This window comes from Flavobacterium ammonificans, from assembly GCF_020885975.1.
GTDB lineage: Bacteria > Bacteroidota > Bacteroidia > Flavobacteriales > Flavobacteriaceae > Flavobacterium > Flavobacterium ammonificans.
The window spans coordinates 1786277-1801017 of sequence record NZ_AP025183.1 but is presented as its reverse complement, the minus strand read 5'-3'; the positions used below and the strand labels follow the sequence as shown (position 1 = coordinate 1801017).

Genomic DNA, 14741 nt, shown 5'->3' with positions numbered 1-14741 from the left:
ATTTAATTAAAAATTAGGGTAGTTTAATTCTAGTTGAGTCAAGTTGAATTGTAATACGGTTTCTAAGTAATCCGACTGAATTGAAGAAGCATTTTCTAAACTTTGAATGTATTGGAAGAAATCAATTTCTCCATTTTTATAACTCAAATTAGCCACTTTAATTATTTCGTCTGATAATTTTTTACCATGTTTTTGGTAGTAATTTATAGCTTCTTGGAATTTTGCTAACTCATTTTTCTTTTGGATTAAATAGCTCGACATTTTTTGCTCTTCATTTATTTTTTGCTGCTGCCAACTCTGTAATTCTAATTTAGCCACTTTAATTTTTGAAGTTGTTCCTGTAAATAAAATGGGTATTGCAACTCCTAATTGAAAACCATAAAGCGACTGCGGTAAACCATTATTTCTACCTTGAAAATAGTCAATGTTAATATCAGGTAACCAATTACTTTTTTGTAATGAAATCTCATTTTTATAGGTTTTAGTAACTTCTTCTAAATAAATAGAATGAAAACTTGTATTGGAAGTATTTGCTAAATCTACAATCGGAGTTAAATTAGTATTGGAAATTAGAATAGTTTCATCTGATTGTACTAAAGATTTCAAAAGCTCATATTGGGCTATTTTATCTTTTTCAATTTGAATCTTCTTTGTTTGAATTTGTCCCGCTTTGGCTTGAGCCGTTATTTTTTCTAAATAATTAGTTTCTCCCAACTCAAAACGACGATTACTGGCTTTAGAAAAATTTTGATATAAACTATCCAAATAGCCATAGCGTTTCTCCTGATTTTGCAAGAAAACAATTTGCTCGTAAACCCTTGAAACCGCTAAATTTAGTTTGTTTTTCTGTAAATCATAACGCGCTTTTTCTTTGTCGTATTCTGAAGTCAGCACTTTTTTCTTGGCACCATAAACAGTAGGAAAATCGAAACGTTGCTGTACTCCAAAAACTCGAAGTGGTAATACATTCAATGCTAAGTTATTTTGATCATAACTATAATACACATTCATTTTATCAAATGAATAGGCAGATTGAATAGCAGCTTTTGCTTTATCAAGTTGCAATTGAGCCGCTTTAATTTCTTTATTATTATCCATTGCTAAATTGATAATTCGTTCTCGTTCGGCGCTTGTATTTTGAGCACTTAGAAATGAACAACTCAATAAAAAGAACAGAATGATTGCTTTGTTATTCACTTTAAATTGCGGCTTCGTAAAATCTTTTTTATCTAAAACTTTGAAAAGTATAGGTAGTACAATTAAGGTTAAAAGTGTTGCAGTTACTAGGCCTCCAATAACGACAGTGGCCAAAGGTCTTTGTACTTCAGCACCGGCAGAGGTTGAAATTGCCATTGGCAAAAATCCTAAAGCTGCAGCGGCGGCAGTCAACAAAACAGGTCTTAAACGATCTGTAGTACCTTTTAGTATTAATTGATCCATATCTTTCATTCCGCTGTGCTTAAGTTCTTTAAAATGCTCAATTAAAACAATTCCATTTAACACTGCAATTCCAAAAAGAGCAATAAAACCAACTCCTGCTGAAATACTAAACGGCAATCCACGCAGCCATAGAAATAAAATACCACCTACAGCAGAAAGTGGAATTGCTGAATACACCATCAACGCCTCTTTGATAGAACCGAAAGCAAAATACAATAGAATAAAAATTAAGAATAAAGCTATAGGAACAGCAATTAGCAATCTGTTTTTTGCAGATTCTAAGTTTTCAAATTGCCCTCCATATTTTATATAATAACCTGCAGGTAGCTGTATCTTTGAACTAACTATATTTTGAATATCAGTAACTACACTTTGTAAATCTCTATTTCTTACATTAATACCAACAACAATTCTTCTATTGGTATTGTCTCTTGAAATTTTTGCAGGACCTTGAGAATACTCAATTGTAGCTAATTCATTTAACGGAATTTGTTGTCCGTTTGGAGTTGAAATGTATAAATATTGTAAGTCTTCAATATCCTTACGGTTTATCTTATCTAAACGAACCACCATGTCAAATCGTTTTTCGCCTTCAAATACATTTCCGACTGTTTTACCAGCAAAACTAAGCGCTATCATATCGTTTAAGTCGGCAATATTTAATCCGTAGCGAGCTATTTTTGAGCGATCATATTGTACTAACATTTGTGGTAATCCTTCGGTTTTTTCAATAATAATATCCGAAGCACCTTCCACATTTTTAATTGCATTTTGAATTTCATGAGCTTTACTAGCCAAAATATTCAAATCTTCACCGAATAACTTCACAGCTACGTCAGAACGTGTTCCAGAAATCAATTCGTTAAATCGCATTTCGATAGGTTGTGTAAATTCAATTTCCATATTCGGAATTTGAGTTTCAATTGCAGTTTTGATTTTGTCAGCTAACTCATCTTTGGATTCGGCAGAAACCCATTCTGATTTTGGTTTTAATTTGACAATAATATCGCTTTCTTCCATTGACATTGGATCTGTTGGTACTTCGGCAGCACCAATCCTACTCACCACTTGATTAACTTCAGGGAAATTTTTCAAAATAATTTGTTCAATCTTTGTAGTAGTAGCAATAGTTTTTGTCAATGAAGTTCCCGTTTTTAAAACAGGCTGAATTACGAAATCGCCTTCGTCTAGTGTCGGAATAAATTCGCCACCCATTCTAGTGAAAATTACAATAGAAAATAACAAAAGTCCTACAGCGCCCAACAGTACTTTTTTAGTATTACTCAAAGACCAAGTAATAATAGGTAAATATATCGAATTGAATTTATGAATCAATTGATGAGAAAACGAATTTGGATTTTCTTCTTTAGGCTTTAAAAAAATCGATGCCACTACAGGAACATACGTGATACATAAAAGCATTGCACCTAATAAAGCGAAGCTAAATGTCATTGCCATAGGCTTGAACATTTTACCTTCAATTCCTGATAAAGACAAAATAGGTATAAAAACGATCAAAATAATTAACTGTCCAAAAACAGCTGAGTTCATCATTTTAGAGGCACTTTTAAAAGTGATTTGGTCAATTTCTAGTTGTTGGTTTTCTTTTGATAGTCCAACTAAACTTGACGATTTACTAGCTATTTTGAATGCAATAAATTCTACAATAATTACCGCTCCATCAATAATGATTCCGAAATCTATAGCGCCTAAACTCATCAAATTGGCATCAATTCCAAAAATATTCATGAACGAAATAGCAAATAATAAGCATAATGGAATTACAGATGCAACTACCAATCCCGAACGCCAATTTCCCAATAACAGCACCACTACAAAAATTACAATTAAACAACCTAGAATTAAATTTTCTGCCACTGTGAAAGTAGTTTTACCCACCAATTCGCTTCGTTCCAAGAAACCATTGATATAAACACCTTCCGGTAATGTCTTTTGAATTTCAGCCACCCGATTTTTGACATCAGTAATAACCTGCTTAGAGTTTCCACCTTTTAACATCATTACTTGTCCTAATACCTTTTCACCCTCACCATTCCCTGTGATAGCGCCGAAACGATTTGCATGTCCAAAATTAACTTCAGCAATATTTTTAATGTAAACTGGAATACCATTGGTATTTTTAACTACAATATTTTCAATATCCTCAAGTGAATTTACTTTTCCTTCAGCTCGAATGAAATAACTTTGATTTACTTTTTCGATATAGGCTCCACCAGCGATACTATTGTTTTTTTCCAAAGCCACAAAAACATCTGTCATGCTTATATTAATAGCTTTTAAACGTTCTGGAATTATGGCGATTTCATATTGTTTTAAAAAACCACCCCAAGTATTGATTTCTACTACACCTTTGATTCCAGACAATTGTCGTTTAACTATCCAATCTTGAATAGTTCGTAAATCGGTAACAGAATAATTATCTTTAAATTCGGGTTTAACTTCAAGAGTATATTGGTAAATTTCTCCTAAGCCAGTGGTTATTGGCCCCATTTCAGGGGTGCCGAAACCGGCAGGGATTTTTTCGGAAGCTGATTTAATTTTTTCAGCAATTAGTTGTCGTGGTAAATAGGTTCCTAAATCATCTTCAAAAACAATAGTAACCACTGATAATCCAAACTTAGAAATAGACCTAATTTCTTTTACGCCAGGTAAATTAGCCATTTCGATTTCAACTGGATAGGTAATAAACTGTTCAATATCTTGTGTAGAAAGATTTCTAGAAGTAGTAATTACTTGCACTTGATTATTAGTTACATCAGGAACTGCACCAATCGAAATTTGGAAAACAGAATAAATTCCAAAACTAAAAACTCCTAATGTAAAGAGTAGAATAATCAGTTTGTTTTTTAAACTAAATGCTATAATTTTTTCGAGCATAATTGAATACTATTTATGTACTTCAAAAGTAAGTCATAAATATAAGCTAAATCTTAAGAATTACTTAATGCTGATGAAGGATTAATTAGACGATTCTTGAAAAACTAATTCAACTTTGGTTCCCGCATTTTCAACACTCGTTAAATTAATACCAATGGACAGAAGAGAACATAATCGTTGCACTATGGATAATCCCACGCCTATTCCTTTAATTGTTGGGTGATTTAATGCTTTTGACCGGAAGAAAGGTTGAAATACTTTCTCTAAATCAGCTGGGGGTATTCCAATTCCATTATCAATAATAGAACAAATTATTTCTTGTTTTCTTTGATTTAAATGAATTTCTATGGCATCACTTTGGTTAGAATATTTGATTGCATTAGAAATTAAATTGGTGATAATTATTGTAACAAATTGCTGGTCTGATTCACAATAATAGTCCTCTTCCATTTTTAGATGAATTTTAATATCTTTTAACTTAAGTAAAGATGCCTTTCGAACTAAAATATCTTGAATGATACCATTTAAATATACTTTCTCATTCTTGAATGTCTGCTTTTCATTTTCGTAACGCGCAAGTAATAGTAATTGATCTACTAGATGATTTAATCGATCTACTTCTGCAACGCAAAAATTAATCTTTTCTTCATATTCTTTGGTAGCTCTTGGTTTCCTAATTAAAACTTCTAAAGTACCTTTTATTACCGTTAAGGGTGTTCTTAACTCATGCGAAGCATCTGAAGTAAATTGTTTTTCTCGTTCTATAGCTGTTTCTAAACGATCTAATAAATCATTAATAGTTTGGGATAGAATGAATAATTCATCTTTGGTTCTCGGCAAAGGAATTCGGGATTTTAAATTATCTTTTGTAATTTCATTAGCAGTATTGATTATAGCATTAATTGGCTTTATACTTCGTCCAGCAATCAAACGCGCAATTAGAAATAGAATTCCTAAAATTGTTGGATAGGCAATTGTCAATACTTCTAATAAATTATTTTGAACTAAATAGGTATTTTCCAAAGACATGGCTACCAATAGGTAACCAATAATCAATTTTCCCTCATAAATTGGTAATTGTATTTGGCGTACAGCTTTTCCATCCAATTGATAATCAAAGAGTGTATTGAATGGAATTTCAGAATTAAATTGAAGATTTCTTTTGAGGTTAGGAGATTTTTCAACAACATTCTTTTTATTGTCGATAAATTGTACGTAGACAGGATTAACATCCTCTGTATTATGTTCTCTTTCCATCCATTCTTCAAGATGGATGAGACGAAAACTATTATTACTTACATCAATTTCTGTCAGATGTTTTTGAGATTCTGATTCAATATCTTCATTGATATCACTGTACATTGTATAGCTTACGCTGATATAAATAACACAAAAAACAAAAGCAATTAATAGTGCAGTTGTTACTATGTAAAGGGAGGCAATTTTATTTTTAAAGGAAAGTTGCATCATAGTTAATCGTTTGCAATATACCCCACACCACGAATGGTTTTGATGTAGTCTTCTTCTTTTTTAAAGTTAATTTTTTTTCGAATGGAATTCATAAACACATCAATTACTCCTGTGTCATAATCAAAATGAATATCCCAAACATCTTCAATTATTTGAGTTCGTGTGCATACTTTTCCTTTATTTTTAACTAAGTAATGTAGTAAATCATACTCTCGATTAGTTAAACTTACTTCTTTCTTATTAACTAACACAAGATGTTGACTTAGATTAATTTCAACTGGCCCTAAATGAAGAGTCTCCACTTTTTCTAAAGTACGAAAATGAACTTTCATTCGCTCTAACAATTCATCAAAGCTAAACGGTTTTTTGATATAGTCATTCGCACCAACTCTTAGGCCTTCTATTGTTTCTTGAATGGTGTCTTTAGCTGTTAAAAAAATAACTGCTGTAGTTGTATTGTGTTGTCTAAATGACTTACATACTTCTATACCTGTCATTTTTGGTAGCATCCAATCTAGCAATACTAAATCAAATTTTTCTTTTAAAAGAAGTTGAAGTCCTTGTTCACCATCGGAAGCTGTTGTAACAGTATATCCTTCTTCTTCCAACCCTTGTTGTAAGAATTGAACAATTCCAATTTCGTCCTCAACAATTAAAATTCTCATGTTTCTTTTATACTCTATTTATTGCATTATAAATTTAAAAGCAATTGTAGCTATACTAGCCTTAAGTCGGTCAGAACGATCATATTGATGAAACCTAAAATCAATATTTTTGAGTCCAAATTGCCAAATTTTTGATGTGGCAAAAATATCTGTGTAATTGATTCCAAAACCTATTTGCTTGGTATCAAAGGTAGCTAAATCTGGATCAGAAGTATAAAATTGTTCCGAAGAAAGATGTTTTTCGTAAGGCGCATAAAATTTTGACTCTGTTTGAGTATAGTATCTAAAGGTTGGAAACACAGTAAATCTATCTGAAAGTTTGATAGGCAACTCTATACTTGCAGTATGCGCGTGAATATTCCAATCGTCAGAATAATACCTGTAATAGGTTCTTAAAATAAAATACTCATTAATGTAATAATTCAAACGTGCGCCAACAGGTAATTTGAATCGGTTATTTGGCAATCGCTCAATGTCATCTGCTAATTTAAATACTCCAGTATTGGCATTGTTTTCATAGCTAGAAATAAACTGAGATTGACCAATGTAAAAGTTAGACTTGTCAGCAAAATAAACCCGATGATAGGGAGTCGATAATAATCCTTGCTGATGTAAAACATCAAAAAACAATGAAAGCTGAAGACGTTTAGTTACTATTTGAGAAAAGCCAAAAGAGGCCGAATAAGAGTTTCTATTGGTTAAAGCCAAATCTTTAAAATTACTTGGTAAATAATTTTCAGTAGCTGCCACGCCATTTTCGTTATAAACAGTTACTCCATTAAAATAGCCTTGTGATAATAAATTAGTTCCGTATTTGGAGTATTCATGAAGCTCTGTTGGGTAAATAGGTCGCCATTGGTCTAAATAGGCATTAGCCTTTACACTAATTTCAGTGTTTTTTTCATTAAAAAGAGCGGCAACTCCACCACCAAATCCGACAGAGGTATAATCATACTCATTAGAGAAAGAAACATCGGCATTCCATATAAAATTTCTTGAATCACTGCTGTGACTGTAATTGGCCATTACTGAAACTAGTTGATCACTTCTTGAAGCGCCTGATGAGGCTTGCCAAGGACTTCCGTAGGGCTGTGGACTAACACCTGTATTAGCATAACCATTTCTATAATCGTCATCATCATCATCATCTCCGTTTCCACCTGATGCCCCAGAAGAATTAAACGGATTAATATTACTAGAGGAGGCTGAAGAATAGGCTGAAATTCCGACATCTACGGTTAGTACGTCATCATCATTGAGTGGCATAGCAATAGTGATATTTGAAGCAATGTCGGTTAACTTCTCAGAACCAATTCCGCCTGAAACCGCTGATCTTGAACCATCTTGAACATAATAGCTTGCCAAAAAATCAACTTCTGTACTTTCCAAAACTCTTTTTTTGAATGTAGGAGTTGCGGTTTGGGTTTGAGCAAATGTTGTTACCGATAGGAACAATATACTATATATTAAATATTTTTTCATTTTCAATTTATTGAAATCATTAATTACAGCCACAACCACCACCAGATTTCCCACCATTTGCTCCAGCAGCAGCTTCTCGATATACCTGAAACGTAGTTTCATATCGCTCCGACGTTCGCGCAGCTATTTTCATATCAATATCATTGATTTTTTCTTTTTCATATTCTTTAACAACAGTACATGACTGTAACGCAAACAGTACTAAGAGGGTTAAACAGATTTTTTTTAACATGATTGTTTATTTATATTTTTTAATGTCAATTCCTTTGGAAGAATGAATTTTGCCTTTATCATCAACAATAATACATTCAATCCCTTTTAATTGGTTTACTAGATCCAAACCTACTTCTACCCCCAAAACAAAAATTCCGGTTGCTAAAGCATCAGCGATTTCAGTTTGTTTAGAAAAAACCGATACACTTACTATTCCTCTAGCTGGATATCCAGTTCTTGGATCAATAATATGAGAATATCGTATCCCATTAAATAGGACATACTTCTCATAATTCCCTGAGGTTTCTACAGAACTATTCTCTAAAGGGAAAGTGGCAAATACTTTATTCTTATTCATTGGGTTTACAATTCCAACTGTCCAGGGTTTTTGATTGCTTTGTTTCCCCCACGCATTGATATCGCCAGAAACATTAACTATTCCAGACTTACAACCGTTAGAGAGTAACTTATCTTTAACTTTATCAGCAATATAGCCTTGGCCTATCCCACCAAGTCCTAATTTCATTCCTTCGTTTTTTAAGAAAATAGTTTGATCTTGCTTATTTAAAAGAATGTTCTTAAAACCAATTTTCGACACTGATTTTTTTATTGCCTCTTCTGAAGGCATTTCTTTCATACTACCATCGAATTTCCATATTTTATCCATTGAGGCATACGAAATGTCAAAAGCACCATCAGTTAATTGTGAAATTTTTATGGCTCTTTCAACTAATTCAAATACTTCGGAATCTACTTTTATGGATTGAACCCCAGCATTTTTATTAACTAATGAAATTTGGGTTGTTGGAATCCAATCAGAAATTAAATTTTCTATACGTTTAACCTCTGTGATTGCTAAATCTGTAAACTGCTTCCCTTCTATTGAGTCTTTGGCTACAACGGTAATCTCAAACGGACTACCCAACATAGATACTTTACGTTTGTATTCTGTTTGTCCAAATGAAACAAAACAGATCATTAATACTATAAGTGAAGTGGTGTTTTTTATCATTTTTCGAAGGAATGAATGAGTTGAATATAGTCAGCTGCAGCATAATTTTTATACCCTTCAATCCCTAAAACGACTCCGTTTTTATCGAGTAAAAGCACCAAAGGAAAATTTCCTGAAGTATTGTATTTTTCTGCCAACAGTTTATTAGCAGCAGTTAATGCTGGACTTAATTGGTTTGCTTTTTTCTTTGGAAAATCAGCTTTGTAAATTACCCAATTTGTTTCGGCCTCCTTTTTAAACTCTTCAGATTGCCAAACGGCTTTATCTAATTTGATACAAGGAGCGCACCAATCAGATCCTGAAAAAACCAAAACTATATTTTTGTTTTCAGCTAATGCTTGAGATTTCGCTTCCTCAAAAGAACTTTTCCAATTTTGTGAAAAACTTATTTTGAAAAATAATAAAAGGGAAAGTAAGAGGATTTTTTTCATCGATGAAGTTTTAAATTATAGTAATACAAAAATAACACAGATTTAGCGAGAATATTTTGCAATAGAGATTTCTTAAGCTAAACTTAAGTTAATCCTAACAACTTAATAGTCAGTGAAATCTTAAGCTATTCTTAAGTTTAAATTAAGTATATAACATTACTATTTATTTAAATTTGATTTAAAAAAAATGCCACTCGTTAAAAAACTTTCTCCTTTTTATTCTTTAACTTTATTCTACATACTAGTAAGCCTCATCTTAAGAATAGTATTATTATTCCATCCCATAACACAGGCTTCATTTTCTGGTTTTGATATAATCAAAATATTTACATTCGGAATTCTATCTGACTTTTTAGTTTTTACAGTCTTAAGCAGTCTACTATGGTTGTACTTGATTTTTATATCGAATTCAAAATACCTCAAACCAACAGGTTATATTATTTTTGGATTGCTTGTTTGTTTGTTCTTATATATTGCTTTTGGAAATACTATTTTAAACGAATATGGTGGTGCTTTACCTGAAATAGGAATGGCTTTTATCGGACTTAAAACACTACTTTTTGGTCTATTATTATTCCTTCCAAAATACAGAAACACCATTCGTTTTTGGTTGTTTTCCTTTGTGATTTTTCTTTTTGTCACTTTAATACTTCAAAATGCTATTAGTGAATTTTTCTTTTGGAATGAATTTGGCGTAAAATACAATTTCATCGCTGTAAATTATTTAGTATATACAAACGAAGTGATTGGGAATATTATGGAATCGTATCCGGTAATTCCTCTATTTACAGTACTATTTATATCTTCAGGAATAATCACTTATTTTATAGTAAAATATTCTAAAACCTACATAGAAGCTATCCCTACCTTTTCTGAAAAATTAAAAATTTCAGGATTGTATTTTGTTATGTTAGGCCTTTCATTGGCCACAATTCCATATTTAGCAACAAAAGAAAACTCTCAGAATATTTTTGCTAATGAGTTACAATCTAATGGGATTTATAAGTTTTATTTAGCTTTCCTTAATAGTGAATTGGATTATTTTAAATTTTATAAAACGATTCCAAGTAATGAAGCATATGCTATTTTGAAAAATCAAATCAATGGAATTAAAAATGAATCAACAACTAGAAAAATTATTGGAAAAGGACAAGAAATTCATAAAAATGTTGTCTTAATTACTATTGAAAGCTTCAGTGCTGATTTTATGAAAGCGTATGGAAATGAAAATAATATTACTCCTTTCTTAGACAAGCTAGCTTTAGAAAGTTTACAATTTACTAATTTGTATGCTGTTGGGAACAGAACCGTTCGAGGACTTGAAGCTGTTACACTGTGTTTTCCTCCTACAGCCGGAGAAAGTGTAGTGAAACGAAAAGACAATAAAAATAAATTTTCTACTGGAAATATCTTTAAGCAAAAAGGTTATAATGTAAAATACCTGTATGGTGGTGATGCTTTCTTTGATAATATGGAAGATTTCTTTACAGGTAATGGTTATGATATAGTAGATAATAAAACTTTGAGTCTGCACGAAATTACTTTTTCTAATGTTTGGGGTGTTTGTGATGAGGATATGGCTAATAAAGCCATTCAAATAATGAATACTGAATCAGAATCAGGTAAACCCTTCTTTAATCATTGGATGACGGTGAGTAATCACAGACCCTTTACCTATCCTAATAATAAAATTGATATACCAGGTGACGCTAAGTCCAGAGATGGTGGAGTAAAATATACGGACTATGCATTAAAACAGTTTTTTACACTGGCTAAAAAACAATCTTGGTTTAAGAATACCGTTTTTGTTATTGTCGCTGACCACTGTGCATCTAGTGCTGGAAAAACTGAACTTCCTTTAGAAAAATACAGAATTCCTGCATTAATATATAGTCCTGGATTTATTGCACCGCAAAAATACATACAATTGATGTCGCAAATTGATGTAATGCCTACCTTAATGGGATTGTTGAATTTTAATTATCAAAGTAAATTTTACGGACAAGACGTACTTCAATCTGATTATAAACCCAGAGCATTAATTGCTACTTACCAAGATTTAGGTTTAATAAAAGATGATGTATTAACAATCATTTCGCCAAAACAAAAAGTTAAACAATTCCAATTGAGTTTGAAACACGACCAGAAAATGGCTCCTGAATTTCAACTCTATTATGATCAAGAGGTTTTGAATAAAGAAAGAACCGATTTAGTCAGAGAAACAATTTCATATTATCAAACAGCTTCCGATTTATTGAAGAAAAAGAAGTACGAAAAATAAACTACTACAATAAACCATTATATTTTCTAACAAACCATTCCAATGAAAGAATGAATAACAGAAAAATTAATAGGCTTACCCATTCGATAAGTGGTGATTTAATCACTACATCTTTTTGAATCGGTTGGTATTCTGATTCAGCAAGCAATTTCTGTATTAATTGATCCGTTTTATCTGGATAGAAAAGATTTCCTTTTGTATAATTGGCAAGTTGTTGTAATCTAAGTTCATCAGGATTAACAAACTGTTTTTCAACATCAAAATCCAAAATTTCTAACGTATTAGAAAAACGTTCTTTTGAATTTAATTCTGTGACGATGAAATTATATTTACCAGCAGGAAGTGATTCCAAATTAACTTTAAATGAATTCGAAGCCCTACTAAAATCGTATTTTCTATTCATTTTTGATGTTGTATTCACAATGGAAATTTCAAATCTAGCTTTCTCGTCAAATTCAAAATTTTTATTTAAATAATACGCACTGATTTCAATTGGGTCTCCTAAGTTATAAACTAATTGATGTTCCACTACAAGCGATTGCTTAACGGAATTAGTGGATAAATACTGAATTATTTTATCTATAAAAGTATCGTATTTTTCAAAATTTTGATTTTCAATAAAATAGTGAGAGCGCCATTTCCAACTGTTTTCACCAAAAAGATAGGCTGCTCGTTTCCCTTGATTCTCCGAAAAAACTAACATCGGTGATTCTGTATCGATACCTCTAATTTTTGAAGAAAGTAGCACAGAACTATTCCCTTTAGCATTTATAGTTCCAAAACTATTTTGTAATGGCGGAAATGATTCAAAACCTATATTTTCAGATGAAAAAAGAGTAAACTCCGAATTAAAATTAGCAAAATAGTCTTCCATTTGATTGGACATTTTGAAAACTACATCAGATTGTTGTTGGTTTAAAAACGAATAATCAGTCGATGTACCTGTTATTATGAACGAATTTAAACCAGCTTGTTTAGTAGTTTCAAATGCAGTATTAAAATGTTTGTTAGGCTGGTAAAAAATAACAAGTTTGTACTTTTTTAATTCGTTGATATATTGCGGTTTAATTACAGTTACCTTTCGTTGTACATTAGATTCAATCGCGCGTTTTAAAGCTCCAATATCGGGATGATTAATTGCAGATAGTAATGCTATTTCAGTTTTTTGATCCATTACTTCTACGGCAAAGCTAGAAGTATTGTTAAATGGATTTTTTTCTTTTTTAGATGCAATAATTTGAGCTTTGTAAAGCTGTAGTCCAATTTTATTTGCTGGTAATACTACTTGAACTACTGCAGTTTTCTTTTGTGGTGAGAATGAAATTATTTGATTAACAAGTATTGATTTTCCTTGAAAAATCTTAAAATTAGCTGTGATTGCTTCTTTACCTGAATAGGTTGCAAATATTTCAACTGGAAATTGGTTTTTATAAAAAGCATACTTATTGACATTGACTTGGGTAATTTTCAAATCCGTTACTTTGGTAGTATCCCCTAAAACAATGGGAAATACTTTATTTAATGGATCAAAACTAAATTCGTATTCGTTCCCATTGGTTTGATTTCCATCAGTTAATAGTACTGTAGGGAATGATTTGTTTTTGTAATTTTTTTGTAATAAACGCGCTGCAGCCTCTAAATTAGTTTGTTTTCCTTTAAAATTAAATGAATTGGAAAGCTGCAAGTCAGAGTCCAATTGATAGGACTGAATTTCAAATTTTTCTTGTAAAGCTGGATGATTTACTAATTTTTGATAACTAGCTAATGCTTCTTTATTGGCATTTAAAAAAGGTATAGAACTGGAATTATCCATTACTATAACTAAAGGTGTTTTTACAGTTTTAAATGTATTTCTAGTTACAGTAGGATTAATTATTAAAATAAAAAGTCCCAAAAAAGTAATAAAACGCAAAAAAGCCAAAAACAAATTCAAATTAGATTTATTTTTAGCTTTGTAGATGTATTGAAAAAAAGCTAAACCCGCAGCAATCAAAACAGAAATGATCAGTAATAGGATTGTGTTGGTCTCCATTTTTTTATTGAATTATAGTTCAAATAATCTATTCAAACTAGTAGCAAACTGTTATGTTAACATTCCACCACAAACATTAAGTACTTGACCAGTTACGAAAGCACTCATATCTGAAGCGAAGAAAAGGCAAGCATTAGCTACATCATCAGTAGTTCCGCCACGTTTTAACGGAATTCCGTCTCTCCAACCTTGAACTACTTCAGGACTTAATTTGGCTGTCATTTCAGTTTCAATAAAACCAGGTGCAATTGCATTACAACGAATATTTCTTGAACCTAATTCTAAGGCAACTGATTTTGTAAAACCAATAACTCCAGCCTTAGATGCGGCATAATTGGCTTGACCCGCATTACCCTTTACTCCTACTACGCTACTCATATTGATAATGGAGCCCGAACGTTGCTTTAAAAATGTTTTTTGAATCGCTTTTGTCATATTAAAAACCGATTTTAAATTTACATCAATTACTTGATCATAATCCGCTTCTGACATACGCATTAACAAATTATCTTTTGTGATTCCGGCATTATTGATTAAGACATCAACCGTACCAAATTCCTCAATCACAGCGTCAACAAAAGTTTGTGCTTCGTTAAAATCAGCTGCGTTAGATTGATATCCTTTGGCTTTAATTCCCAAAGCATTCAATTCATTTTCTAATGCAATAGCAGATTCTACAGACGAGCTGTAAGTAAATGCAATATTGGCTCCATGTTTTGCAAACACTTCTGCAACTCCTTTTCCAATTCCACGACTGGCACCTGTAATGATAGCCACTTTTCCTTCAAGTAATTTCATAATGTAATGGTAATTCAAA

10 protein-coding genes are annotated in these 14741 nt (G+C 31.7%); 1 reads left to right on the top strand and 9 read right to left on the bottom strand.

The window, feature by feature from the left end:
- Window positions 1-6 precede the first annotated feature (6 nt).
- The 7 genes from LPC23_RS08115 to LPC23_RS08085 form a co-directional block, all read right to left on the bottom strand.
- Window positions 7-4338, bottom strand: a complete 4332-nt coding sequence (locus LPC23_RS08115; protein ID WP_229329439.1) for a CusA/CzcA family heavy metal efflux RND transporter — start codon at window positions 4336-4338, stop codon at window positions 7-9.
- Between the two features lie 81 nt (window positions 4339-4419).
- Window positions 4420-5700 carry a sensor histidine kinase gene (locus tag LPC23_RS08110; RefSeq protein ID WP_229329437.1) on the bottom strand — a complete coding sequence of 427 codons (1281 nt, stop codon included), beginning with the start codon at window positions 5698-5700 and terminating at the stop codon, window positions 4420-4422.
- Window positions 5701-5810: 110 nt separating this feature from the next.
- Window positions 5811-6473 carry a response regulator transcription factor gene (locus LPC23_RS08105; RefSeq protein ID WP_229329435.1) on the bottom strand — a complete coding sequence of 221 codons (663 nt, stop codon included), beginning with the start codon at window positions 6471-6473 and terminating at the stop codon, window positions 5811-5813.
- An 18-nt stretch (window positions 6474-6491) separates the two neighbouring features.
- Window positions 6492-7955, bottom strand: coding sequence for a DUF3570 domain-containing protein (locus tag LPC23_RS08100; RefSeq protein ID WP_229329433.1), 1464 nt, complete (start codon window positions 7953-7955; stop codon window positions 6492-6494).
- A gap of 19 nt (window positions 7956-7974) precedes the next feature.
- The gene (locus LPC23_RS08095) at window positions 7975-8187 is read right to left on the bottom strand and encodes a DUF4266 domain-containing protein (RefSeq protein WP_229329431.1); all 213 of its coding nucleotides are present in this window, start codon (window positions 8185-8187) and stop codon (window positions 7975-7977) included.
- 6 nt (window positions 8188-8193) lie between these two features.
- Entirely contained in the window at window positions 8194-9180 is a 987-nt protein-coding gene (locus LPC23_RS08090; protein WP_229329429.1) for an FAD:protein FMN transferase, read from the bottom strand.
- Window positions 9177-9611, bottom strand: a complete 435-nt coding sequence (locus LPC23_RS08085; protein WP_229329427.1) for a thioredoxin family protein — start codon at window positions 9609-9611, stop codon at window positions 9177-9179. Before LPC23_RS08085 ends, LPC23_RS08090 begins: the two co-directional genes overlap by 4 nt.
- Before the next feature lie 187 nt (window positions 9612-9798).
- On the opposite strand from LPC23_RS08085, the gene LPC23_RS08080 reads away from it, so the two are divergent.
- Window positions 9799-11892 (top strand): LTA synthase family protein, encoded by a 2094-nt coding sequence (locus LPC23_RS08080; protein WP_229329425.1) that lies wholly within the window; start codon window positions 9799-9801, stop codon window positions 11890-11892.
- A 4-nt stretch (window positions 11893-11896) separates the two neighbouring features.
- Here LPC23_RS08080 and LPC23_RS08075 read toward each other — a convergent pair whose 3' ends face one another.
- The gene (locus tag LPC23_RS08075; protein ID WP_229329423.1) at window positions 11897-13924 is read right to left on the bottom strand and encodes a hypothetical protein; all 2028 of its coding nucleotides are present in this window, start codon (window positions 13922-13924) and stop codon (window positions 11897-11899) included.
- 51 nt (window positions 13925-13975) lie between these two features.
- A complete protein-coding gene (gene fabG, locus LPC23_RS08070) occupies window positions 13976-14722 on the bottom strand; it encodes a 3-oxoacyl-[acyl-carrier-protein] reductase (RefSeq protein WP_229329422.1) in 747 nt (248 codons plus the stop codon).
- Window positions 14723-14741: the final 19 nt, after the last annotated feature.

Excerpts from the sequence above, each read along its gene's own strand:
- LPC23_RS08110 (WP_229329437.1), bottom strand. The coding sequence starts at position 5,700 with ATGTACAGTGATATCAATGAAGATATTGAATCAGAATCTCAAAAACAT.
- LPC23_RS08105 (WP_229329435.1), bottom strand. The coding sequence starts at position 6,473 with ATGAGAATTTTAATTGTTGAGGACGAAATTGGAATTGTTCAATTCTTA.
- LPC23_RS08095 (WP_229329431.1), bottom strand. The coding sequence starts at position 8,187 with ATGTTAAAAAAAATCTGTTTAACCCTCTTAGTACTGTTTGCGTTACAG.
- LPC23_RS08075 (WP_229329423.1), bottom strand. The coding sequence starts at position 13,924 with ATGGAGACCAACACAATCCTATTACTGATCATTTCTGTTTTGATTGCT.
- LPC23_RS08085 (WP_229329427.1), bottom strand. The coding sequence starts at position 9,611 with ATGAAAAAAATCCTCTTACTTTCCCTTTTATTATTTTTCAAAATAAGT.
- fabG (WP_229329422.1), bottom strand. The coding sequence starts at position 14,722 with ATGAAATTACTTGAAGGAAAAGTGGCTATCATTACAGGTGCCAGTCGT.
- LPC23_RS08090 (WP_229329429.1), bottom strand. The coding sequence starts at position 9,180 with ATGATAAAAAACACCACTTCACTTATAGTATTAATGATCTGTTTTGTT.
- LPC23_RS08115 (WP_229329439.1), bottom strand. The coding sequence starts at position 4,338 with ATGCTCGAAAAAATTATAGCATTTAGTTTAAAAAACAAACTGATTATT.
- LPC23_RS08080 (WP_229329425.1), top strand. The coding sequence starts at position 9,799 with ATGCCACTCGTTAAAAAACTTTCTCCTTTTTATTCTTTAACTTTATTC.
- LPC23_RS08100 (WP_229329433.1), bottom strand. The coding sequence starts at position 7,955 with ATGAAAAAATATTTAATATATAGTATATTGTTCCTATCGGTAACAACA.